Raw genomic sequence first — 21,646 nt, 5'->3', positions numbered from 1 at the left:
ACACAACCTCGACCGATAGGGGATACCGATATGAAGACCATCAAGCTTGCTCCCGGTGAGCGCCTCGTCACCAATCAGCTCAACCGCAAGGGCGTGCTGCCGCAAAACATTGTCGACGCCGCCCGCGATATCGTGGCTAACGTGCGTGCCAGCGGCGATGCCGCGGTGCGCGATTACTGTCAGCGTTTTGACGGTGTTGAGCTGCAGAGCTTCCGTCTCCCGCAGGAGCAGATCGATGCCGCGCTCGAAGGCCTCGACCCGGCTTTTGTCGCCGCGCTCGAGAAGGCCGCTCGTCAGATTCGCGAATTCCACCAGCGCGAGGTCGAGCAGAGCTGGTTTACCACGCGTGCGGACGGCACGATGCTCGGCGTTAAGGTGACCCCGCTTGCCGCTGCCGGCATCTATGTGCCGGGCGGCCGCGCGCAGTATCCCTCTACCGTGCTCATGAACGCCATTCCCGCCAAGGTCGCCGGCGTCAAACGCGTGGTCATGGTGACGCCGCCGCAAAAGAACGGCCTGATCAGCCCGTATACGCTTGCCGCGGCAAAGCTCGGCGGCGTGGACGAGATCTATATGGTGGGCGGCGCCCAGGCCGTGGCCGCGCTGGCGTACGGCACCGAGACCATTCCGCGCGTCGACAAGATCACCGGCCCGGGCAACGCCTTTGTCGCCGCGGCCAAGCAGATTGTGTCGGGTGACGTGGGTATCGACATGGTCGCCGGTCCCTCCGAGGTCTGCGTACTTGCCGACGCCACGGCCAAGCCTATGGTGGTCGCGGCCGACCTGATGGCCCAGGCCGAGCACGATCCGCTGGCTGCCTGCTACCTGGTGACTTGCGACGAGCAGTTTGCGCGCGAAGTCGAGGCGGGCATCGACATCCTGGTGGCGCAGTCGCCACGTGCCGAGATTACCCGTGCTTCGCTGGACAACGAGGGCACCATCGTGGTCGCCGCCGACATGGCTGCCGCCGTCGAGGCCGTGAACACCGTGGCGCCTGAGCACCTGGAGCTGCACTGCAAGGATGCGATGGGCCTGCTCGGCGGCATTCGCAACGGCGGCGCCATCTTTGTGGGTGCCTGGAGCTCCGAGCCGCTCGGCGATTATGTCGCCGGTCCCAACCACACACTGCCGACCGGCGGCACGGCCATGTTCTCCAACCCGCTTTCGGTCGAAGAGTTCGTCAAGCGCTCGAGTGTCATTTGCTATACACCCGAGGGCCTGCTCTCCGATGCTCCCGCCACGCAGCGTCTAGCCGAGGCCGAGGGTCTGTGGGCACACGCGCTATCCGCCGCTCTGCGTCGTCGCGTGCTGGAGCAGGGCGAGGATTCCGTGAGTGCCGAGTCGCTGGCCGCGGCTGACCTGACCAAGGTCGCCTGGCCGGGAGATGCCGTAGCGACGGTCGCCGAGGGCGTGGGCCTGGCGGCGGCTGCGGGCGGTGCCGCTGGCGCGGCCGGCGAGGAGGCCTAAAATGGCCGAACTCACGCCCCGCATGAAGGAGCTCGTCCAGCCCTACTTGGCCGGTATTGAGCCCTACGATCCCAACTTCACGCCCACGCGCATCAACCTTTCGGCCAACGAGAACACCTATCCCGTGCCGGCCGGCGTGCGCGAGGCGATCGACGCGGCCCTGGCTGCCACGCCGCTCAACCGCTACCCCGACCCCATGTCCAACGACCTGCGCGACGAGCTTGCTGCCTGGCATGGCGTGACGCGCGAGAATATCTGCGTGGGCAACGGCGGCGACGAGCTGCTCTATAACTACCTGCTGGCGTTTGGCGGCGCGGGTCGGACCCTGCTCAACTGCCCGCCGTGCTTTAGCGAGTACGCGTTCTTTGCGTCGCTCTGTCAGACCGAGGTGCGCGACGTGTGGCGCGACCCGGCGACCTTTAGGCTCGACCAAGCTGCTGTGCTCGCGGCGGCGCCGGAGTGCAACCTCGCCATCGTGACCTCGCCCAACAATCCCACGGGTGACGTGGCGCCGCTCGACTTTGTCGCGGACCTGTGCGATGCGTGTCCCGGCATGGTCATGGTCGACGAGGCCTACGTTGAGTTTGCCGACGATTCGTTTGGCGCGGCCACCACGGCGCAGGGGCTTATCGCCGAGCATCCCAACCTGGTGATTCTGCATACGCTGTCCAAGGCGTTTGGCGCCGCCGGCACGCGTCTGGGCTATGTGATCGCGGCGCCCGAGGTTATCGAGGTGTTCGCAGCGATTCGCCAGATCTATTCGGTCAACGTGCTGAGCCAGGCGGCGGCACTTGCCTGCGTGCGTGCCCGCGATGCGTACGCGCCCGTGGTGGCGCAGGTCGCATCCGAGCGCGAGAGCGAGCTGGCCGCTCTGCGCGCGATGGCTGCCGAGGGCTTGCCCGTGGAGACATGGCCGAGCGCGGCGAACTTTGTGCTCGTGCGCACGCCGCATGCCACGCGCGTGCGCGAGCGTCTGCGCGACGAGTATTCGATTTTGGTGCGCGACTTTAGCTACGCACTGGGGCTCGCAGACTGTCTGCGCATTACCGTGGGTACTTCGCAGGAAAACGACGAGGTGCTGGCTGCGTTTGCCGTGCTGGCAAAGGAGGAGATGTAGATGGGCCGTTATGCCGAGGTGACCCGCAAGACGGGGGAGACCGATATCGTCATAAAGCTTGACCTGGACGGAAGCGGCGCGTGCGATATCTCGACCGGCGTGCCTTTTTTCGACCACATGCTCAACGCCTTTGGTCGCCATGGCCTGTTCGATTTGACGGTGCACGCGGTGGGCGACGTGGAGGTCGATGCGCACCACACCGTCGAGGACACAGGTATTGTGCTGGGCGAGGCGTTTTGTCAGGCGCTGGGCGACAAGGCGGGCATTACGCGCTTTGCCGACGCGGCGATCGCCATGGACGAGACGCTTGTGATGGCCGCCGTGGATATCTCGGGCCGTGGGCAGGCCTACTGCGAGCTGCCTGTGCCGACCGAGCGCGTGGGCAGCTTCGATACCGAGCTAGCCGTCGAGTTCTTCTACGCCTTTGCGCGCGATGCCAAGCTCACGCTGCACGTGCGCGAGCTGGTGGGTGGTAACTCGCATCACATTATCGAGGCCGCCTTTAAGGCCGTGGGCCGCACGATGCGCCACGCCTGCGAGCTCGATCCCCGCGTGCAGGGCATTCCCAGCACCAAGGGTTCACTGTAACCTGCCAAAAAGGGACAGGTTTATTTTGGCAGGTTTTATCTGCGGGAATGCTGTCTCATGTGGTGGGTGAACGTTTAATCGACCAAAATAAACCTGTCCCTTTTTGGCAGGTTTTGAATGGGAAAAGGGAGGTCGCGTGGGCGAACCGAAGATCGTGGTGGTCGACTACCACAAGGGCAACTTGTCGAGCGTTGTGCGCGGGCTTGCGCGCGCCGGTGCCGCCGCCTGTACATCGGACGACCCGGAGCAGATCCGCAATGCCGACGGCCTGGTCATCCCGGGCGTGGGCGCGTTCTATGACGCGATCGCCTTTATGCGCCAGAGCGGCGAGGCGGACGCGGTGCTCGACGCCGTTGCCGCCGGAACTCCGCTGCTCGGCATCTGCCTGGGACTCCAGCTGTTTTTTGAGCGCGGCAACGAGGGCGTACCTGTGGACGAGGGCATGGTCGCCGACGGCAACACTCCCGAGCAGGCTGACGGTCCCTGGGTCGATGGCCTGGGTATTATGCGCGGTTCGTGCACGCGCCTGGAGTCGAGCCGCCTGAAGGTGCCGCACGTGGGCTGGGACCAGGTGCACATGACGCCTGCCGGCGCGGCCGATCCAATGCTTGCCGGTTTTGCCGAGGGTGCCAACATGTACTTCACCCACAGCTACGCGGTGGCCGACGACGCCGATGCCGCCGACGTGCTGGCGCGCACGCACTATACGCGGAGCTTTCCGTGCATTGTGCGCCATGGCAACGTGTGGGGCTGCCAGTTCCATCCCGAGAAATCCTCCGCGCTGGGTCAGCGCATCCTTAAGAACTTCGTCAGCATCGCCGAGGAGGGTGGCCGATGATCCTGTTTCCCGCAATCGATCTGATCGGCGGCAAGGTCGTGCGCCTAGAGCGCGGCGACCGCAGCCGCTGCAAGGTATATTCCGACGACTCCGTGGCCGTCGCCCGCTCGTTTGCCGAGCAGGGCACAAGCTGGGTGCACGTCGTCGACCTGTCCGCTGCCTTTGGCGAGGACGAGGACACGTGCGCTGCCAACTCGGCGGCGATCAAGGCCATCTGCAGCGTCGACGGTCTGTCCGTGGACGTGGGCGGCGGCGTTCGCTCGCTCGCGCGCATCGACGAGCTGGCCGGCTACGGAGCGCGCCGCATCGCGCTGGGCACCGTGCTGGTGACCGAGCCGGGTTTTGCCGAGGTGGCTGCGCACGGCTTTGGCGAGCTGCTGGTGGCAGATATTGCCGCGCGCGACGGCCAGGTCAAGGTGAATGGCTGGCGCGACGGCGCGGGCGTGGCGCTCGACGATGCCGTGGCGCAGCTTTCCGAGCTGGGCTTTAAGCATCTGGTGTATACCGACATCGCGTGTGATGGCATGCAGACGGGCATTGATGTGGCGGCGTATCGCCATGTGGCCGAGGTCGCGGGTTTTCCCGTCGTGGCTTCGGGCGGCATCTCGACGCTCGACGACATCCGCGCGCTGGCCGCGGTGGGCGAGGGTGCGATTGAAGGCGCCATTACCGGTCGCGCGCTCTACGAAGGCAACTTTACGCTGGTTCAGGCGCTGGCCGCCGCCCGAGGGGAGGAGTAGACCATGCTTACCAAGCGTGTAATTCCCTGCCTGGACGTCAAGGACGGCCGTGTGGTCAAGGGCGTCAACTTTGTGAGCTTGCGCGATGCGGGCGATCCGGTGGAGCTCGCGCGCGCCTACGACCGTGAGGGTGCGGACGAGGTTGTCTTCCTGGACATTACCGCCACGAGCGACAACCGTGCGACGACTATCGAGATGGCGGCGCATGCGGCCGAGGAACTGGCCATTCCCTATACCGTGGGCGGCGGTTTCCGCGACTTGGCGGGCATGCGAACCATGGTTGCCGCCGGTGCCGACAAGGTGTCGCTCAACTCTGCCGCCGTGCGCGACCCGTCGCTGATTAGCCAGGCTGCCGCGGCGTTTGGCAGCCAGGCCGTGGTCGTGGCGATCGATGCCAAGCGCGTCGGCCTGCCCGGTGAGTCGGGTGCCGATAGGTGGGAGGTCTTCACGGCGGGCGGTCGCAACGCCACGGGTATCGACGCGGTGGCGTGGGCCGAGGAGGCGGCTCGTCGCGGCGCCGGTGAGATCTTGCTCACCAGCATGGATCGCGACGGCACCAAGGCTGGCTTCGACCTGGCACTCACCCGTGCCGTGGCGCGCGCGGTGCCGATTCCCGTCATCGCGAGCGGCGGCGTGGGCACGCTCGAGCATTTTGCCGAGGGCGTGATCGAGGGCGAAGCCGACGCCGTGCTGGCGGCCAGCGTCTTTCACTTTGGAACCTTCAGCATTCGCCAGGTGAAGGAGTATATGGCCAGCCAGGGGATTCCTGTGAGGTTGGACTTCTAATGCTGCGGCTTGCCTAGGCACCGCATCTTGCCGCTCAAACCGTCGCTCGCGTACCAAAGTACGCGTCGCTCCTCTTTCACGGCAACCTGCGGCACCTGGACAACCCTCGCCGACCTGTGGGATTTCGTTTGTTACTTGGGAGAAATGATGACTGAGGTAATAAATGCTACCGAGCTCAAATACGACGCCAGTGGGCTGATTCCTTGTGTGGTTCAGCAGTATGACACCGGTGAGGTGCTTATGGTTGCCTGGATGAACGAGGAATCGGTGGGACTGACGCTCAAGACCGGCACCACGTGGTTTTGGAGCCGCAGCCGCCAGGAGCTCTGGAACAAGGGCGCGACGAGCGGCAACATGCAGGAGGTCAAGGAGCTCTGGACCGACTGCGATAGCGATACGCTGCTGGTCAAGGTCGACTCGCCGGGTCCTGCCTGCCATACCGGCAACCGTACCTGCTTCTTTAAGCGCGTGGAAGGGGGAGTGTGATGAAAGTCGTGACGCCGTTCGAGGTCGCCGACTGCAACACCGAGCTCCTCCGCGCGGGCGTGCCATGCCGCGTGCACCTGACTGATGCCTGCGGAGCGCAGTCGCTTTGGCTCGAGGCCGAGAAGGAAAGGCTCGATGAGGCCCATGCCGTCATCGTCGAGTTCTTTGAGAAAAAGGGCGCAATGCCTCGGTTCGATGAGACCGGTACCTACTTTACGCTGCAGTAACGAGAGGAAATAACCATGGGAGTCAGAACAGCTAACGTGCAGCCGGGAAATATCGGCGAGACGCTGACGGGACTGGCCGAGGTGATTCACGGTCGTCGCGATGCGTCGCCACAGGAGAGCTACACCGCCCGCCTGCTGACCGACGTCGAGGACGAGCTGCTCAAGAAGCTTGCCGAGGAGGCGAGCGAGGTGATCATGGCCTGCAAGGATAACGACCACGATCACATCCGCTACGAGGCCGGCGACCTGATCTACCACCTGCTCGTGACGCTCGAGCGCTACGGCATCACCCTCGACGAACTGGCCGGCGAACTCAACGCCCGCCGCCACTAGTCATTGGGGACGTTCTTAAACGACTAGTTAGGCGAGGGGCGTGGATTCCCATTCGCCGGTGGGGTGGGGGATATCGAAGGCCCGGTAGCCGCAGTCGTAGGCGTGGGCCTGGGCCTCGCGGATGTTCCAGCAGATGTCGCAGGCGCGGTGCGCGTCCGAGCCAAAGGTGATGGGCACCTCGGCATGGGCGAAGCGGCGCAACAGCCCGGTCGCGGGGTAGTAATCGTCGAGCCCCTTGCGCGGTGCGGCGGTCGAGACCTCAACGCGGCGACCCGTATCGTGGGCGCATTCGGCCATCTGCTCCCAAAACGGCGCGGGGTCAAAGTCGGGTGCAAAGCCGTCCTTCGAAAAGCGCATGACCAGGTCGGGATGGGCCATCGCGTCAAAGTTGAGTGAGCTTTCGCAAGCACGGCACCAGTCGTCGACGTAGCACTCCCACACGCCGCGCACGCCTAAGTTTTCCCAAACATGCAAGTTGGTATCGTCGTCGATCCAACCGCAAAGGGAATCGGGTGTATCGGGGCGCGCGACGTCCTCTGTCCCTGCCGTGCCCGCGGCGCCTGCCGCAATATCGCCCGGGTTGCCAATCCAGTGCACGCTGCCCAGACGTACGACGGCGCCCTGGGACCAGTGCTCTACCAAGGGCTCGCAGCCCTCGTACCAATCGCATTCAAAACCGTAGATAAAGGTGAGCTCCGGCGCAATCTGCGCGGCGAGTTTGCGGGCGTCCTCAAAGGCCAAACGATGTGCCGGCAAGTCGCCCTCGACGACCTGCACCTCGCAGTTAGCATCCATACTGGCGGGCAGGGTAAGGTGGTCGGTCGAGACCATGACGCGGCAGCCGGCGGCAGCAGCGGCACGGACGTTGTCCTCGAACGAGGCGTGCCCGTCCGAGAACGAGGTATGAGTATGGCAATCGACCAGCGGGCAGGCGGGCATGGCGACTCCTTTGCATTTGGTGAATCCGCTCCATTGTAATGGTGCAGCTCTCAACACGCCGCGCACGCCGGGTGCCGAAATCGAGTGGAAAGGCGGGGCGGCGCGTGCCGGCGCCGGCGACTACTTGCTTCGTGCCGCCGCGCGTTTGGCCTGCACTGTTACCATCGCGTGTCTCACGGCGGTGATGGGGCGATAGCGGATCATACGCGGTCCCGACCAACGCATAACCTCGCGGATCTTCTCGCGCATGGCAGGCCGGTAACAATGCGAAGGACATGCCGAGCAAAATGTCTTGGTGCCCATGTGCGGGCAGTGCTCAATGCGCGCGATGGCGTATTTCTGCAGCTCGGCGCATTCGGGGCAGAGCGTAATGGTTCGAAGGCCGAGTTTCACGCGCACGGACTCATCGCCGCCAGCCTGTTCGACCACATGCCCGCCGCCATGATGCCCACGACACCACAGCGCAATCATCTGCGACACCATTTGGGCCTCACGCTCACGTTTGCGTGCTAGCTCCGGTGTGTCGACTGGGCGCGCCATTAGCTCAGCCTCCCGTGCTCGACCGAAAGCGAGAAATCGGCAAACGCGCAGGTGCTGGCACGGTGGCTCACGAGCACAATGGTCTTGCCGCGGCGCTTGAGCTCGTCGATTGCCTGCATCACGGACGCCTCGTTGAGAGCATCGAGCGCGCTGGTGGGTTCGTCGAGCAAGATGAAGGGTGCGTCGTTGAGGAAGATGCGCGCAAGGCCGATGCGCTGGCGCTCGCCGCCCGAAAGCGAGTCGCCCAGCTCGGCAACGGGCGTGTCGAGTCCCTGCGGCAGACGGTCGATGAGCGTGGTGAGTGAGGCGGAGCGGCAAGCGTCGAGCAGCTCGGCATCGGTGGCGTTGGCGTGCGCGACCAGCAGGTTCTCGCGTACGGTGCCGCAGAACAGATGCGTGTCCTGGGTCATATAGGCCTCGTGGCTGCGCAGGCTCGCCGTGTTGATGTGGCGGGCATCGACGCCGCTCACCGTGATGGTGCCGGCTGCGGGGTCCCAAAAGCGCATGAGCAGCTTAAGCAGCGTCGACTTGCCCGAACCCGAGCGCCCCATGATGCAGGTCATGGTACCGGGCGCAAAGGTGCAGGTCACGTCGTCGAGGATGAGACTCGCAGCGGTGTCGTTCGCGACCTGCTCTGTGGCGCCCGCACCGCCCGCGTCCACGCCGCCCACATAGCTAAAGCTCACATGCTCGGCTGCGGCGCCGGCAAACTCAACGTTCTGTCCATCGGCGACCTCGGCGCACTGGGGCTGCTCGTCGAGCAAATCGAGCACGCGTGCGCCCGAGGCGAGCGTCTCCTGCAGTGAGGCGCCCAGGCGGCTCACGGCCATCACCGAGCCAAACGACGACACAAAGGTAAAGACGGCGACAAACGCTGCGGCAAAGTCAATCGTTCCCGCAGCCACCAGCTGCAGCGCACGCCCGAGCATCACCAGATTAGCCACAAGAATAAGCGCATCGGCTACGGCCTCGCTGACCGCCTGGCGGCGCTTGAGGCGCGCGTCCACGGCGCCGACTTGCTCGGTCAGCTTGCCCAGGGCACGGCTGCGATCGGTGCCACCGGCAAACTGGATGGTCTCGCCCGCGCCGCGCAGACTGTCGAGTACAAAGGCGCCCAGCTTACCGGCGCCCTCGCGGCTCTGGCGGCCGGTGGTGCCGCATGCCTTGGCCGAGGTCAGGGGCAGCAGCACGCCCAGGACCGCGTAGGCCACGAGCGCGATGCCCGCGAGCTCGGGGCTCACAGCCAGCAAAAAGCCCTCAAACACAACGGTGCAGACCAGAGCTATGGCAATGGGCGAGATGGTGTGCGCGTAGAAGACCTCGAGCAGCTCGATATCCGAGGTGACCAGGCTCACGAGCTCGCCCTTGCCGCGGCCCTCGAGCTTGGCGGGGGCGAGCTGGCGCAGGGCGCCAAACACCAGGTCGCGAATGTGTGCGAGCAGACGGAATGCGATGTAATGGTTGCAGAGCTGCTCGCCGTAGTGGAGCGGCCCGCGCGCGATGCCGCAGGCGGCACAGGCCGCGCATGTGACGATAAGACCAAGCCCCAAGGCGTTGCGGCCCAGCGCGGCCATAAGGCCAAGGGCGCCAAAGGCCGGCACGAACGCGGCGGTGAGCATGCCAATGCTGCCCAGCGCGACGGCTAGCACAAGCCAGCCGGCAAGCGGTCGGACGAGCCCCATCATGCGCCACATGATGGACGGCGCCGAGCGACGGGCGCGGCCGGAGTCAGGCACCGCGGCAGCGGAAGACGAGCCGGCACCGTTGAGGCCATCGGTACGGGCGGTGCTGCCGTCAACAGCCTCAACCGCGCCGGCATCCTCGGCATCACCCTCCGCATACGCATATGCCGAGAGCTGCTCCTGGCTGTTCCACATGCGCGCATAGGCGCCCGCGGTTGCCAAGAGCTCGCCGTGAGTCCCGCGCTCGGCAATGCGACCGCGCTCCAGCACCAGAATCTGATCGGCGTCCACGATTGTCGACAGGCGATGCGCCACCACGATTACGGTGTGCTCGCCGGCGAGCGATGCAATGACCTCGCCGATTGCGGCTTCGCTTGTGGCATCGACGTTGCTCGTCGCCTCGTCAAACACATAGATCGGCGAGTCGTGCAGCAGGGCGCGTGCCATGCACACGCGCTGGCGCTGGCCACCCGAAAGGTTGGTGCCGCCCTCGTTAATCACCATGTCGAGCCCGCCGTTGGCCTGCACAAAGGCCGCCACGCGCGTGCGGCCGAGCGCGCGCAAAAGCTCGGCGTCGGTGGCGTTGGGCTGGGCGAGCAGCAGGTTGTCGCGCAGGGTGCCGGCAAACAGGTAGCCGTTGGTGGGCACCAGCGTGACGGCGCGCATGAGTGAGGCGGCCGTGGCATCGCGCAGCTCGACGCCGCCAATGCGAACGCTGCCACGGTAGGCACCCTTGCGGCCCGCGATAATCCCCGCGAGCGTGGACTTGCCGCCGCCGCTTTCGCCCACGAGTGCCACGAGCGAGCCGTGCGCAATGGTCGCGCTGGCGCTGTCCAGCACCGTGCGGTTGCCGTATGCATAGCTCACGCCCGCGAGCTCGATATCGCCGCGACCGTCAAGCTCAACATCGCCGCGCTCGGGCTCGGGCGTATCCAAAATGCCAAACATGCGGCGCGAGGCGGCCATGCCGTTCATGGCCGTGTGGAACAGCGATCCCAGGCGGCGCATGGGCAAAAAGAACTCCTGCGACAGAAAGACGATGAGGAAGGCCGCCTCAAAGCCAATCTTGCCCGTGGCGAGCTGCAGCGCGGCTACGATAATGCCGAGCGCGGCGCCCATATAGACGACCAGGTCCATAACGCAAATGGAGCGCAGCTGCATCACCAGCAGGCGCATGGTCGCTGTGCGGAAACGCTCGGACTCGGCGTTGATGCGCTCGTGCCAGCTGCGATCGGCCTGGTAGACCTTAAGGGTGGTGAGACCCTGCACGGCCTCCAGGAACATGCCGCCCAGATCGACATAGCTGCCCCAGTACTCGGCACCGATCTTTTTGGCGTTGCGCATGACCATCATGATGGAGACGGGGATGACCGGAACGCAGGCGAGCAGCAGCGCGGCAGGAAGACCCGCCTGGCCCACGAGCAGTACAAACAGCGTGATGGGTGCCAAGCCGGCAAAGAAGAGCTGCGGCAGGTAGCCGCCAAAGTACACCTGGAGTTGCGTGGCGCCCTCGACGCTGGTCTGGACGGCCTCGGCGGTGGGGACGGTCTCGGTGTAGGAGGGGCCGAGTGCGGTGAGCTTGTCGTAGACGAGCGAGCGCACGCGGCGGACGGCCTCGAACGCGGCCCTGTCGCCGGTGCGTTGGGCCAGGTAGATGGAGGCGGCGCGCGCGATGATGGCGGCGGCGAGCGGCGAGGCCGCCTGTGCGAGGGCATCGACGGCGAGCGCGGCGGAAAGGCCGTCCGTGACGATGCCGCCCAAGATGCGCGCAAGCACCCACATCACCGTGATGTTTGCCATGAGCGCGATCCACTTAAACAGGACGCTTGCCATAATGTAGGGCGTTGCCTGCGGAACCAGGGAGAAGAGCCGCTTCTCGAACATGAAACCTCCTATGCCGTAACGGTGCCGGTCGGGGTCCTCGGCAGCCGCTTAGTTAGCCAAATGCAACTAGAGTAGCATCGTGCAGCCTGTAAGTATGCCGAGGGTAATTTTTTGGCCGATGAACTGCGTAGAAAGTTCAAAATTGTTGAGTGTAGTGAACTTTGTGGTGGACGGAGTGCGAGCGCAATTCTGATCGTGCGCGGCCCCGCTCCAAAACATGTACATCAGCCTCCAAAAGCTGCAAAAAATGACATGTTTGGAGGCTGGCGTACATGTTTGGATAGGGGCGAGGGCGGCGACGGACGAAAGTCACGCCTGTGCCACGTCCGATGTGCTAGCGTTTGGGTGAACAAAACGAGCCCGTGCGGAAAGGATCCGGACCGTATGCAACGTGGAAGTACATCTCCGCTGTCCCGCGAGACCGATGCGCCCGAAACCATCGTCAAGCTGGAGTGCGACATCGACGATGCATCGCCCGAGGTACTCGCCTATGCCGCCGACCGCCTGCGCGAGGCAGGTGCGCGCGAGGTGCACTGGCTGCCTCTCTACTGCAAAAAAGGTCGCCCCGGCTGGCAGCTGCAGGTGATCTGCTCGCACGAGGATATCGAGCGCCTACAGACGATTATCTTTTTGGAGACCACGACCAACGCCGTTCGTCGCCAGGTGATGGAACGCGTCTGCCTGCCGCGTCGTTTTGAGCAGGTAGCGACGCCTTGGGGCGAGGTGGCCGTCAAAGTAGCCACCCTGCCCGACGGCAGCGAGCGCGCGGCACCCGAGTACGAGGATTGTGCCCGTCTTGCCCGCGAGCACAACGCGCCGCTCCAGCGCGTGATGCAGGCGGCACAAGCCTCGGCACTGCGATTTGAATAGCGCGCCCGGCCACATCTCGCGCCTGGCCACATCAACCCCATCCGAAAGGACCCTCCCATGAAATACCTCATCGCTTCCGACATTCACGGCTCGGCATACTGGACCGAGCGCCTGGTCGCCGCCATCGAGTCCGAGCAGCCCGACCGCATCGTGCTGCTGGGCGACCTGCTCTACCACGGCCCGCGCAACGACCTGCCGCGCGACTACGCTCCCAAGCGTGTGATTCTGCTGCTCAACGCCCTGGCCGACCGCATCATCGCGGTGCGCGGCAACTGCGACGCCGAGGTCGACCAGATGGTCCTCGACTTTCCCGTCATGGCGGACTACGCCACGCTGTTCGACGAGACCGGTCGCGAGCTGTTCCTGACGCACGGCCACGTCTTTGGCGCCGGCATGCACAACAGCGTCGACCACGCGCCCGCGCTGCCCGAGGGCTCCGCGCTCGTCTACGGCCACACGCACATCAAGGTTAACGAGGCAAGCGCCGCGCACCCGGGCCTGTGGCTCTTCAACCCCGGCAGCGTGAGCATTCCCAAGGACGGTGCGCACAGCTACGGCATCTACGAGGGCGGCGCGTTCCGTCACGTGATCCTGGAGGAGGAGTAACCATGGCCGAGCATATGGCTCAGCAAAATGCCGAGGGTTCGCGCGACCTGTCCACGCTGGTCGACGCGTCGGCCGAGCTGCAGCGTCTGGTGCAGACCATCTGGCGCCTGCGTCAGCCCGATGGCTGCCCGTGGGACCGCGAGCAGACGCATCAGAGCATTGGCAAGAACATGATCGAGGAAGCCTACGAGGCGCTCGATTGCATTGAGGCGGACGACGTGGCGCATCTGCGCGAGGAGCTGGGCGATGTGCTCATGCAGGTGGTGCTGCATGCGCAGATTGCGGCGGATGCCGGTGAGTTTACGCTTGCCGATGTGGCGCGCGATATCGACGCCAAGCTCATCCGTCGTCACCCGCACGTGTTTGGCGATGCGGATGCCGAGAGCTCCGACGAGGTGCTCAAGATTTGGGACGAGGTCAAGCTTGCCGAGAAGGCCGCCAAAGACCAGGCCGTGGCGGCAGGCGAGGCTGCGCCCGAGGGTCTGCTCGACGGCGTGCCCACGCACCTGCCGGCGCTGATGCAGGCTCAGAAGGTGTCGCGCAAGGCGGCTGCCGTGGGCTTTGAGTGGGAGACGGTCCAGGACGTGTGGGACGAGGTCGCTGAGGAGCGTGCCGAGTTTGAGGCCGAGGCTCCCGGCTCGCCCGAGCGCGAGATGGAGTTTGGCGACCTGCTCTTTGCCCTGGTCAACGTTGCGCGCAAGGAGGGAATCGGCGCCGAGAGCGCCCTGCGTGCCAGCACGGCAAAGTTCCGCCGCCGCTGGGCCGCGATGGAGCAGATGGCGGCCGACGCCCACGTGGATCTGGCCGAGCTTTCGACCCACGGCCTCAATGACCTCTGGGATGCCGCAAAGGCAGAGGAGTAAGACTGCGGGGGCGACGGGACGGACTTTCTCATCGCCCCCATTATTTTTCAAAAAGATTGTATCCCTTGGCTAACTTAGGGCATAATGCAAAAAGTGCGATAAGGCTAACTTATGAACCTGCGCGCCACTGTAGCGTGCAAGCCGTGTCGCCAAGCATTCAACCCGTTTCCAAGTGAGAGGGAGACAACATGAGCGATATTTTGGATGTCTACGGTCGCGAGGTACTCGACAGCCGCGGCAACCCCACCGTCGAGGTCGAGGTCGTGCTCGAGGACGGCAGCTTCGGCCGCGCGATGGTGCCTTCGGGCGCTTCGACCGGCGCCTTTGAGGCCTGCGAGCTGCGCGATGGCGACAAGGGTCGCTACCTGGGCAAGGGCGTCTCGCAGGCCGTCGAGCACGTCAATAACGAGTGCGCTAACGCCGTCGTGGGCCTCGACGCCTTCGACCAGCGCGCCGTCGATGCCGCGCTGATTGCCGCGGACGGTACCCCCAACAAGACCAATCTCGGCGCCAACGCCATTCTGGGCGTGTCGCTGGCAGTTGCCCGCGCCGCTGCCGAGTCGGCGGGTCTTTCGCTGTACCAGTACCTGGGTGGCGTCAACGCCCACCTGCTGCCCACGCCCATGATGAACATTCTCAACGGCGGCGTGCATGCCGACAACAACGTCGACTTCCAGGAGTTCATGATCATGCCGGTGGGCGCCCCGAGCTTTACCGAGGGCCTGCGTTGGTGCGCCGAGGTATACCACACCCTCAAGGGCGTGCTGCACGAGGCCGGCCTGGGCGGCGGCGTGGGCGACGAGGGCGGCTTTGCGCCCAACCTCAAGACCAATGCTGAGCCGTTCGAGTACATTACCAAGGCCGTCGAGAAGGCTGGCTTTAAGCCCGGCGTCGACTTCATGTACGCCATGGACCCGGCCTCGACCGAGTTTTACAACGCCGAGACCGGCATGTACGAGCTCAAGGGCGAGGGTGTTGAGTACACGAGTGCCCAGATGGTCGATTACTGGGAGAAGCTCGTCGACACCTATCCCATCATCTCCATCGAGGACGGCATGGCCGAGGAGGACTGGGACGGTTGGGTTGAGCTTACCCGCCGCATTGGCAACAAGGTGCAGCTGGTGGGCGACGACCTGTTCGTCACCAACATCGAGCGCCTCAAGAAGGGCATCGAGCTGGGTGCCGCCAACGCGATCCTGGTCAAGGTCAATCAGATCGGCACGCTCACCGAGTCGCTCGAGGCCATCGAGACCGCCAAGGAGGCCGGTTACGCCTGCATCGTGAGTCACCGCTCCGGCGAGACCGAGGATTCCACGATCGCCGACCTGGTCGTGGGCGTCAATGCCGGCCAGATCAAGTCGGGCGCCCCGTGCCGCAGCGACCGTATCGCCAAGTACAATCAGCTCATCCGCATCGAGGACGAGCTCGAGGGCAGCGCGCGCTACGCCGGTAAGACCGCGTTCTACAACATTCGCTAAACGGACGAATTTGGCGAGGGGGAGGCTGACTCGGTTCCGTCCCGCCTTGACTGGATGCTGCAAAGCGCCATGGGCGCTGGGCCATACGGCTCAGCGCCTTTTTTATGTCGAGCAAAGGCTGGCGAAGGCGGTGCAGGCGCTCGTGCTATAACTAAAGGACTTAGCGCAAACAAACCTCAACCGCACAAGGCGCACATGGATCAGATTTACGACAACAGGTACTATTCCGCCGGTTCGCGCGAGCCGTCGCCTCGCCGTGCGCGCACGGTGCAGCTCGGTGGGTCTGCTTATGCCGGCGCCGACCGCTCCACGCAGCGCCCGGCAAGTACCTCGCGCCCCAATGCTCAATCAAATACCTTGGCAGATGGACCGGTGCGCCCGCCACGTTCGTCGCATGCATCGCGTCCCTCGACTCAGGCACACGACAAATCGAGCAGGCCTTCGAGCCGTCTTTCGGGCTCGGACTTTATGCGCTACGCCAACGACAATGCGGTGGTCAAGGCAATCTATGACTTTACGCATGGCTCTCTGCGTCCGCTGTTTATCGGTATCGTGGTGGCTCTGGCGCTCGTGAGCCTGTATTTCCCCGTGCGCGACCTGTACGTGGCAAAGCGTTCGAGCGATATCTTGGCCAAGCAGGTCGAGATTCGCCAGCAATACAATGATGAGCTGCAAAAAAGCGTCGACAAGCTGCTCTCGGAGGAGGGTATCAAGGACGCGGCGTCCGAGGACCTGGGCCTGGTGATGCCCGGCGAGAAGAAGATTGACGTGCTAGGCTTGGACGACGATTCGGACTCGTCGTCGAGCAAAAAGTCCTCAAACGCCAAGAAGGCCAGCGAAGTGGCCAAGGAAATCGAAGAAGTCGGCAAGGACGCGCCGTGGTACATCCAGGCGCTCGACATGCTGTTTGGGTTTAACGGCGTCGAGGGTCAGACGGTCGTGTCCAACGGCAAATAGCGCCCGGAGGGGAGCCCGCAATGACAAATTGCAAACGCTATAAGGTGGCCGCGATCGACCTGGGAACGGTGTCGTCGCGAGTGGTGTTGGCCCAGGTCGAGGGCGGAGCGATTGTGGAATCGTCCAAGCATACCGAGATTACCGACCTGGGCGAGGGCGTGGACGCGACGGGCCGCTTTTGCGAGGCGGCCGTTGAGCGCGTGCTCGCTGCGTGCCGCATGTTTGTGGATGAGGCCCGTGCCTTTGGGGCCGCGTGCGTCTGCACCACGTGCACGAGCGCCGCGCGCGATGCGTCCAATGCCGCGCTGCTGCTGGACGGCCTGCGCGAGCTGGGGCTCGAGCCGCAGGTGATTCCGGGCGAGGTCGAGGCGCGCCTGACGTTTTTTGGCGTGGCGCACGACTTTGCCGGTGAACGCATTATCGTCGCCGATTCGGGCGGCGGCTCCACGGAGCTCGCGACGGGCGTCTATGCGCCTGAGCGCGGGGTCTTTGCGCTGGAGGGAACGCGCTCGCTGGACATCGGTTGTCGCCGCGTGACGGAGCGCTTTTTCTCCGCGTTGCCGCCCGCGGATGGCGAGCTTGCTGCCGCTGCCGCGTGGGCAGGCGAGCAGTTTGCCGCCTATTTTGAGGGCCTGCCTGTCGACTTTGAGCGCGCCGAACGCCTCGTTGCGGTGGGCGGCACCGTCACCACGCTCGTGGCACTCGTTCACGAGCTGGAGCCGTATGATTCGAGCTTTGTGCACCTGCGCGAGCTTTCGATGGAGCAGGTTTCGGCCGCTATCGAGCGCATGTCCGCGCTGGATGTTGCGGGCATTGCCGCTCTGCCGGGCGTGCAACCTAAGCGCGCAGGCGTGATCTTGGCAGGTGCCGTGGTAATTCGCGAGCTCATGCGAGCCGGCGGCTACGACATGCTCACCGTAAGCGAGAACAGCCTCCTCGCCGGCATGGCCGCCACCATCAACGAGGTTCTCGACGGCGCGACCCCCACCATCGCCTGGACCCCGAGCCTGAGCACCCTTTAAAAGTAGTCAAAAAGCTCTGTCCCAAATGAGCTGCTCTGCAGTTGACGGCACCTAAAAGAAACGAGCCCGCATCCCTTGGGGACACGGGCTCGTAGACAATACGTGGTAGGGGCGGTGGGACGTCCGCGCATTTGCTGCGCAAATACGCACCGGCTTCGGCCGCCTGTCGGCGCCCTCGCCGGCTCACTACGGACGCTGCGCGTCCGCTTAACGCTCGCCCCCTCGCGGGTTCGAGTCCCACCGGCATCCAAAAGAAACGAGCCCGCATCTCAAAGGGACACGGGCCCGTAAAAGCCATATGGTAGGGGCGGTGGGACTCGAACCCACAATCCTTGCGGCGAGAGATTTTAAGTCTCCTGCGTATGCCAATTCCGCCACGCCCCCGTGAGACTAGAAGTCTAGCACAAGCCGTCCGTTACGCGTTGACGGCCATCGAGTGCTGGCCTGACTTTTCCAAGTACTCGGCAAACTTGGCTTCGTCGCCCTTGTTCTGGTACTGCAGGGCCAGCAGGTACTCCAAGCGGCAGCGCTTGACCGGGTCGTCGCCGACATCCTCGAGCATGCGCTCCAGCTCGGGAATGTCGTTGTGACGCTTGAGGATCATCGTGTCGTACATCAGCTGGCACTCGTGCGCGACCGCCTCGGCCTGACCGCCCTCAAAGCCCTTGATTTCGTGCAGCAGCTCCTTGGACTTTTTGCGGTCCTCCTGGCCAACGTAGTAGTTAAAGGCCTTGATCACCAGGTCGACGCGCTGCATCTTGGGCAGGTTGAGTCCCAGCAGCAGGTCGAACATCTCGCCGGCGCGCTCGTGGTCCTCGCGCAGCAGATAGGAGTTCAGACGCAGGTAGTCGCGGTTGTAGCGCGGGTACAGCATGCTGGTGAGTTTGCCGTCGAGCAAACGATCGAACTCGGCCCACTGTTTGGCGGCCATCAACTGTTGCAGGCGTTTAAACGTAGTGCGTTTTTTGACGCTAAAGAACACCGACACGGCGATACAGATGATAACGACGGCGGTCCAGAGTGTGCGGGAATCGGGCATGTTAGGATCCTTAGTCGCTCATAAAGCGAGCGGTATGACAACACGTACTAGATGTATTATACGCAGCGCACAAGCAAACTGGCATAAAAGCTCATCGAGGCTGAGTGCCATCGCTCGCTGCGGTACACTTACCTAAAGTAAACCATGAAGGGAGACATTACCTATGAAGAAGATCGTTTTGGCTTGCGGTGCTGGCGCTGCTACTTCCACGCTCGTTGCCCAGAAGGTCGCTACCATGCTCGACGCCAACGGTTATGCCGGCAAGTATGAGATCGTGCAGTGCGCCATCTCTGAGGCCAAGGACGCTTGCGACGAGGGCGCCGACCTGCTGATCGCCACCACCGTTGCCCCCGAGGGCCTCACCTGCCCGTACGTGAGCGGCGTGCCCTTCATGACCGGCATGAACCGCGTCGCTGCCGAGAAGGCCGTCCTCGACGTCATGGCTCAGTAGGCGCTGACTGTATGAGTGAGCAGAACGCCAATCCGGTCGAGCTCTTTGGCATGCGCGTTGCCCATGTGGGCATTAACGCCACCGACCCGGCAGATGCCCTGGAGATCGCGGAGCTGTTCTCGACGATGATGGGCCTGCCCGTTATCGAGACCCCGGTTTCGTACTTTAACGATTCGCTGATCGAGGTCATGAAGCAGAACGGTCGTGGCACCAAGGGCCACATCGGCTTTGCCGTCAACGACATCGATGCGGCCGAGAAGTGGTTTGCCGAGCGCGGGCTCGAGGTCAACGAGGAGTCGCGCGTGCTGCTGCCCGACGGCGGCACCAAGCTCGTGTACTTTAAGCGCGAGTTCGCCGGCTTCGCCGTGCACCTGTGCCGCGAGTAGCGCACAGGCTGCTATAGCTAACGAAAAATGGGGTAAGGCCACGTGGCCTTACCCCATTTTTAATGCCGAGAGGGTGACTGACGGGCTGCCGTAAAACGAAGGTGAATGCTTTTCCGCGAAGTGAACGAGTGAAATCGGACCCCTGGAGCATCGACACTTTGGAGGCACCGTTTCCTGCGGTTTCGTAAGGTTTTTCCTGCGGTTTTGGCGTCAAAAAGTGTGGATGCTTCGGGGGTCCAAAATAGGTCGTTCACTTCGCGGAAAAGCATTCACCTTCGATTCGTGAGAGACGCCCCTACCGCGGCAGGCGAATCGTAAAGCGGCTGCCGACGCCCTCGACTGAGGTCACGCCGATGACACCGCCATGGCTGTCGACGATCCACTTGGCAATGGCGAGCCCCAGACCCGAGCCCTGCGCGCCGGCATCGCGTGCGTTGTCGGCGCGATAGAACCGTTCAAACGCGTGAGCTGCGGATTCCTGGTTCATGCCGATACCCTCGTCCTCAACACTTATGTCGATCGTGCCCGCGCCCGCATCCGGCGTCACGCCAAACGAGATGGATGTGCCCGCGTCCGAATACTTGGCGGCGTTCTGCACGATCACGCGCAGAGCCTGCTTCACGAGCGCCACGTCAACGGGCGCGTCGCAGCGCGGGTCGCTGGTAAGTGCGGCATCGTACGCCAGTCGATATGTGTGCGCGGCATCGATCATCTGCGATTCCTCGCATACCTCGCCGACCAGTGCGGCCAGGTTGGTATTCGCACGCCGCAGGACCGTGCGCCCGGCATCGCCGCGTGCCAAAAACAGCAGCTGCTCCACGAGCTCCTGCATATGCTCGCTTTCGGCTTTGAGCGAGGTGATGGATTCTGCCAGCACGTCCGGGTCGTCTTTGCCCCAGCGGTCGAGCATGTTCACGTAACCCTGAATCACCGCGATGGGCGTGCGCAGCTCGTGACTCGCATCGTTGACAAAGCGCATCTGCTGCAGCTTTGCCTCTTGCATCTGGCGCAGCAGGCGGTTGAGTGCGACCTCGATGCTCGCCAGGTCGGCGTCGCCGGTGGTGACGCTCGGCGAGTCGACGCTTGCGCGCTCGATGGCCTGCTCCAGCGTTTCCATCTTGCCGCCGGCGAGCTGCATGCGGCCGAGCTCGTCCACACGCAAGGCCAGGTCGTTGAGCGGCGCCATAGTGCGGCGCACGCGGCGGGCGCCGCCGAGCATGTTGAGCACGCTGATGACCTGCCAACCCACAACGACAAGGTAGAGAGGCCATAGCGCGACGAGGTCCTGCGCGAGGGGGAAGGTCTTGGTGGTGCGCGCAAACTCGACGGTATAGGTGAGCGTTGTCAGGTCCCAGCCGCGCGCGGGCGTCAGTGACATGCCGTGAACGCTGGCGCTGGGGATCCATCCCGCGGTAAACGCGCCATCGGGCAGCGTCTGGTTGTAGCCATAGACGAGGATCGCCGCCGCAACAAGCAGCAGTAACAGATCCAGCCAGACGTAGCTCACCAAGCGGCGCCACATATAGCTCCAGTTGATGGCGCGGGCGATGGAGGTGACGCGCTTAGCCTCGTCGTTACGCGCGGCAGACATAGCCCACCCCGCGCACGGTCTGGATGATGCGGGCACCGCCGGCGTCTTCGATCTTGGCACGCAGGTGCGCGATGTGCACGTCGACGTTGTTGGTGTCGCCCACATAGTCGTAGCCTAGCGCCTCGTGCGCAATGCGCTCGCGCGTGAGCACGGTGCCGGCATGCGTCATAAGCAGGGCGAGGACATCGAACTCGCGGGCGGTCAGCACGATGGGCGAGCCGCCGACCGTGACTTCGCGGCGGTCGGGATCGAGCGCAACCGAGCCCACGGTGAGCGCGGTGGGGGAGGGCGAGGCAGAGGTCTTGGCCGAGTCGCCAGCTGGGGGTATCGCAACGGCGCACCCGCCCGCACCGCCCGCCCCAACGCCGCCAACGCCCGAAGCCGTCCGCACAGCCTCCGAGCGCTTTAGCGCCACGCGGATCCGTGCGAACAGCTCCTCAATGGCAAACGGCTTGGTCAGGTAATCGTCAGCACCGGCGTCGAGCCCGGCCACCTTGTCCATCACGGCATCGCGCGCGGTGACCATGATCACCGGCACATCCTTGTGCTTGCGGACACGCCGCAGCACCTCCATGCCGTTGAGCTGCGGCAGCAGTACATCGAGCAGAATCAGATCGTAGTCGCGCTCCAGCGCTAGGTCAACGGCGGTGCGGCCATCGGCGGCGTGCTCCACCTGGTAGCCCTCGTGCTCCAGCTCGAGCGTCACAAAGCGGGCGATTTTCTCCTCGTCCTCTACAATCAGGATCCGTGCCATAC

Annotated in this window: 23 protein-coding genes and 1 tRNA gene; 17 read left to right on the top strand and 7 right to left on the bottom strand. The window is 64.1% G+C overall.

The window, feature by feature from the left end; translation table 11 throughout:
- Window positions 1-30: 30 nt before the first annotated feature.
- The 9 genes from hisD to hisE all read left to right on the top strand — a co-directional run bounded on the left by hisD (window position 31) and on the right by hisE (window position 6,582).
- Entirely contained in the window at window positions 31-1,467 is a 1,437-nt protein-coding gene (gene hisD / locus DW892_RS08980) for a histidinol dehydrogenase (protein ID WP_117767040.1), read from the top strand.
- 1 nt (window position 1,468) lies between these two features.
- Window positions 1,469-2,584 (top strand): histidinol-phosphate transaminase, encoded by a 1,116-nt coding sequence (hisC, locus tag DW892_RS08975; protein ID WP_117767038.1) that lies wholly within the window; start codon window positions 1,469-1,471, stop codon window positions 2,582-2,584.
- Window positions 2,585-3,172 carry an imidazoleglycerol-phosphate dehydratase HisB gene (gene hisB / locus DW892_RS08970; protein WP_117767036.1) on the top strand — a complete coding sequence of 196 codons (588 nt, stop codon included), beginning with the start codon at window positions 2,585-2,587 and terminating at the stop codon, window positions 3,170-3,172.
- Between the two features lie 136 nt (window positions 3,173-3,308).
- On the top strand, window positions 3,309-4,010 hold the full coding sequence (gene hisH, locus DW892_RS08965; protein WP_117767034.1) for an imidazole glycerol phosphate synthase subunit HisH: 702 nt from the start codon (window positions 3,309-3,311) through the stop codon (window positions 4,008-4,010).
- Window positions 4,007-4,750 (top strand): HisA/HisF-related TIM barrel protein, encoded by a 744-nt coding sequence (locus DW892_RS08960; protein WP_117767032.1) that lies wholly within the window; start codon window positions 4,007-4,009, stop codon window positions 4,748-4,750. The genes hisH and DW892_RS08960 overlap by 4 nt, the downstream gene beginning before the upstream one ends.
- 3 nt (window positions 4,751-4,753) lie before the next feature.
- Entirely contained in the window at window positions 4,754-5,536 is a 783-nt protein-coding gene (gene hisF, locus DW892_RS08955; RefSeq protein ID WP_117767030.1) for an imidazole glycerol phosphate synthase subunit HisF, read from the top strand.
- A 147-nt stretch (window positions 5,537-5,683) separates the two neighbouring features.
- The gene (gene hisI, locus DW892_RS08950; protein WP_117767028.1) at window positions 5,684-6,022 is read left to right on the top strand and encodes a phosphoribosyl-AMP cyclohydrolase; all 339 of its coding nucleotides are present in this window, start codon (window positions 5,684-5,686) and stop codon (window positions 6,020-6,022) included.
- On the top strand, window positions 6,019-6,249 hold the full coding sequence (locus DW892_RS08945) for a hypothetical protein (protein WP_147349866.1): 231 nt from the start codon (window positions 6,019-6,021) through the stop codon (window positions 6,247-6,249). The genes hisI and DW892_RS08945 overlap by 4 nt, the downstream gene beginning before the upstream one ends.
- Before the next feature lie 15 nt (window positions 6,250-6,264).
- Window positions 6,265-6,582 (top strand): phosphoribosyl-ATP diphosphatase, encoded by a 318-nt coding sequence (gene hisE / locus DW892_RS08940; RefSeq protein ID WP_117583614.1) that lies wholly within the window; start codon window positions 6,265-6,267, stop codon window positions 6,580-6,582.
- Between the two features lie 27 nt (window positions 6,583-6,609).
- On the opposite strand, the gene DW892_RS08935 is transcribed toward hisE, so the two are convergent.
- From DW892_RS08935 to DW892_RS08925, 3 genes are all read right to left on the bottom strand, one after another.
- Window positions 6,610-7,521 carry a PHP domain-containing protein gene (locus DW892_RS08935; RefSeq protein WP_117767024.1) on the bottom strand — a complete coding sequence of 304 codons (912 nt, stop codon included), beginning with the start codon at window positions 7,519-7,521 and terminating at the stop codon, window positions 6,610-6,612.
- Between the two features lie 120 nt (window positions 7,522-7,641).
- Complete coding sequence (locus DW892_RS08930; protein WP_089573587.1) at window positions 7,642-8,061, bottom strand: nitrous oxide-stimulated promoter family protein; 420 nt, start codon at window positions 8,059-8,061, stop codon at window positions 7,642-7,644.
- Window positions 8,061-11,627, bottom strand: a complete 3,567-nt coding sequence (locus tag DW892_RS08925; RefSeq protein WP_117767022.1) for an ATP-binding cassette domain-containing protein — start codon at window positions 11,625-11,627, stop codon at window positions 8,061-8,063. The genes DW892_RS08930 and DW892_RS08925 overlap by 1 nt, the downstream gene beginning before the upstream one ends.
- A gap of 384 nt (window positions 11,628-12,011) precedes the next feature.
- On the opposite strand from DW892_RS08925, the gene larC reads away from it, so the two are divergent.
- From larC to DW892_RS08895, 6 genes are all read left to right on the top strand, one after another.
- On the top strand, window positions 12,012-12,497 hold the full coding sequence (gene larC, locus DW892_RS08920) for a nickel insertion protein (protein ID WP_233546901.1): 486 nt from the start codon (window positions 12,012-12,014) through the stop codon (window positions 12,495-12,497).
- Between the two features lie 57 nt (window positions 12,498-12,554).
- Window positions 12,555-13,103: a phosphodiesterase gene (gene yfcE / locus DW892_RS08915; RefSeq protein ID WP_117767018.1), complete on the top strand. Its 549-nt coding sequence runs from the start codon at window positions 12,555-12,557 to the stop codon at window positions 13,101-13,103.
- Window positions 13,104-13,105: 2 nt separating this feature from the next.
- Window positions 13,106-13,966, top strand: a complete 861-nt coding sequence (mazG, locus tag DW892_RS08910; RefSeq protein WP_117767016.1) for a nucleoside triphosphate pyrophosphohydrolase — start codon at window positions 13,106-13,108, stop codon at window positions 13,964-13,966.
- A gap of 188 nt (window positions 13,967-14,154) precedes the next feature.
- Complete coding sequence (gene eno, locus DW892_RS08905) at window positions 14,155-15,444, top strand: phosphopyruvate hydratase (RefSeq protein WP_117767014.1); 1,290 nt, start codon at window positions 14,155-14,157, stop codon at window positions 15,442-15,444.
- Window positions 15,445-15,639: 195 nt separating this feature from the next.
- A complete protein-coding gene (locus DW892_RS10595; protein ID WP_233539807.1) occupies window positions 15,640-16,401 on the top strand; it encodes a septum formation initiator family protein in 762 nt (253 codons plus the stop codon).
- A 20-nt stretch (window positions 16,402-16,421) separates the two neighbouring features.
- Entirely contained in the window at window positions 16,422-17,423 is a 1,002-nt protein-coding gene (locus DW892_RS08895; protein ID WP_117767012.1) for a hypothetical protein, read from the top strand.
- A gap of 299 nt (window positions 17,424-17,722) precedes the next feature.
- Here the strand turns inward: DW892_RS08895 and DW892_RS08890 are convergent.
- A tRNA-Leu gene (locus DW892_RS08890) sits at window positions 17,723-17,807 on the bottom strand.
- A gap of 31 nt (window positions 17,808-17,838) precedes the next feature.
- Window positions 17,839-18,462: a hypothetical protein gene (locus DW892_RS08885; protein WP_089573579.1), complete on the bottom strand. Its 624-nt coding sequence runs from the start codon at window positions 18,460-18,462 to the stop codon at window positions 17,839-17,841.
- A gap of 163 nt (window positions 18,463-18,625) precedes the next feature.
- Between DW892_RS08885 and DW892_RS08880 the strand changes: the two genes are divergently transcribed.
- Window positions 18,626-18,913 (top strand): PTS sugar transporter subunit IIB, encoded by a 288-nt coding sequence (locus DW892_RS08880; protein ID WP_055252380.1) that lies wholly within the window; start codon window positions 18,626-18,628, stop codon window positions 18,911-18,913.
- An 11-nt stretch (window positions 18,914-18,924) separates the two neighbouring features.
- Window positions 18,925-19,299 carry a VOC family protein gene (locus tag DW892_RS08875; RefSeq protein ID WP_089573578.1) on the top strand — a complete coding sequence of 125 codons (375 nt, stop codon included), beginning with the start codon at window positions 18,925-18,927 and terminating at the stop codon, window positions 19,297-19,299.
- 295 nt (window positions 19,300-19,594) lie between these two features.
- On the opposite strand, the gene DW892_RS08870 is transcribed toward DW892_RS08875, so the two are convergent.
- On the bottom strand, window positions 19,595-20,890 hold the full coding sequence (locus DW892_RS08870) for a cell wall metabolism sensor histidine kinase WalK (protein ID WP_117767010.1): 1,296 nt from the start codon (window positions 20,888-20,890) through the stop codon (window positions 19,595-19,597).
- Window positions 20,874-21,644: a response regulator transcription factor gene (locus DW892_RS08865; protein ID WP_117767008.1), complete on the bottom strand. Its 771-nt coding sequence runs from the start codon at window positions 21,642-21,644 to the stop codon at window positions 20,874-20,876. Before DW892_RS08865 ends, DW892_RS08870 begins: the two co-directional genes overlap by 17 nt.
- Window positions 21,645-21,646: the final 2 nt, after the last annotated feature.

The sequence above is a fragment of the Collinsella sp. AM40-7AC genome, assembly GCF_003468125.1.
Classification (GTDB): Bacteria; Actinomycetota; Coriobacteriia; order Coriobacteriales; family Coriobacteriaceae; genus Collinsella; species Collinsella aerofaciens_O.
Note: the sequence above shows the minus strand (reverse complement) of the source record. Positions and strands in the feature narration are given on the sequence as shown.

What these genes read in the sequence shown, in the direction of transcription:
- hisD (WP_117767040.1), top strand. Translation starts at nt 31, where the DNA reads ATGAAGACCATCAAGCTTGCTCCCGGTGAGCGCCTCGTCACCAATCAG.
- hisC (WP_117767038.1), top strand. Translation starts at nt 1,469, where the DNA reads ATGGCCGAACTCACGCCCCGCATGAAGGAGCTCGTCCAGCCCTACTTG.
- hisB (WP_117767036.1), top strand. Translation starts at nt 2,585, where the DNA reads ATGGGCCGTTATGCCGAGGTGACCCGCAAGACGGGGGAGACCGATATC.
- DW892_RS08960 (WP_117767032.1), top strand. Translation starts at nt 4,007, where the DNA reads ATGATCCTGTTTCCCGCAATCGATCTGATCGGCGGCAAGGTCGTGCGC.
- hisF (WP_117767030.1), top strand. Translation starts at nt 4,754, where the DNA reads ATGCTTACCAAGCGTGTAATTCCCTGCCTGGACGTCAAGGACGGCCGT.
- hisI (WP_117767028.1), top strand. Translation starts at nt 5,684, where the DNA reads ATGACTGAGGTAATAAATGCTACCGAGCTCAAATACGACGCCAGTGGG.
- hisE (WP_117583614.1), top strand. Translation starts at nt 6,265, where the DNA reads ATGGGAGTCAGAACAGCTAACGTGCAGCCGGGAAATATCGGCGAGACG.
- DW892_RS08935 (WP_117767024.1), bottom strand. Translation starts at nt 7,521, where the DNA reads ATGCCCGCCTGCCCGCTGGTCGATTGCCATACTCATACCTCGTTCTCG.
- DW892_RS08930 (WP_089573587.1), bottom strand. Translation starts at nt 8,061, where the DNA reads ATGGCGCGCCCAGTCGACACACCGGAGCTAGCACGCAAACGTGAGCGT.
- DW892_RS08925 (WP_117767022.1), bottom strand. Translation starts at nt 11,627, where the DNA reads ATGTTCGAGAAGCGGCTCTTCTCCCTGGTTCCGCAGGCAACGCCCTAC.
- larC (WP_233546901.1), top strand. Translation starts at nt 12,012, where the DNA reads ATGCAACGTGGAAGTACATCTCCGCTGTCCCGCGAGACCGATGCGCCC.
- yfcE (WP_117767018.1), top strand. Translation starts at nt 12,555, where the DNA reads ATGAAATACCTCATCGCTTCCGACATTCACGGCTCGGCATACTGGACC.
- mazG (WP_117767016.1), top strand. Translation starts at nt 13,106, where the DNA reads ATGGCCGAGCATATGGCTCAGCAAAATGCCGAGGGTTCGCGCGACCTG.
- eno (WP_117767014.1), top strand. Translation starts at nt 14,155, where the DNA reads ATGAGCGATATTTTGGATGTCTACGGTCGCGAGGTACTCGACAGCCGC.
- DW892_RS10595 (WP_233539807.1), top strand. Translation starts at nt 15,640, where the DNA reads ATGGATCAGATTTACGACAACAGGTACTATTCCGCCGGTTCGCGCGAG.
- DW892_RS08895 (WP_117767012.1), top strand. Translation starts at nt 16,422, where the DNA reads ATGACAAATTGCAAACGCTATAAGGTGGCCGCGATCGACCTGGGAACG.
- DW892_RS08885 (WP_089573579.1), bottom strand. Translation starts at nt 18,462, where the DNA reads ATGCCCGATTCCCGCACACTCTGGACCGCCGTCGTTATCATCTGTATC.
- DW892_RS08880 (WP_055252380.1), top strand. Translation starts at nt 18,626, where the DNA reads ATGAAGAAGATCGTTTTGGCTTGCGGTGCTGGCGCTGCTACTTCCACG.
- DW892_RS08875 (WP_089573578.1), top strand. Translation starts at nt 18,925, where the DNA reads ATGAGTGAGCAGAACGCCAATCCGGTCGAGCTCTTTGGCATGCGCGTT.
- DW892_RS08870 (WP_117767010.1), bottom strand. Translation starts at nt 20,890, where the DNA reads ATGTCTGCCGCGCGTAACGACGAGGCTAAGCGCGTCACCTCCATCGCC.
- DW892_RS08865 (WP_117767008.1), bottom strand. Translation starts at nt 21,644, where the DNA reads ATGGCACGGATCCTGATTGTAGAGGACGAGGAGAAAATCGCCCGCTTT.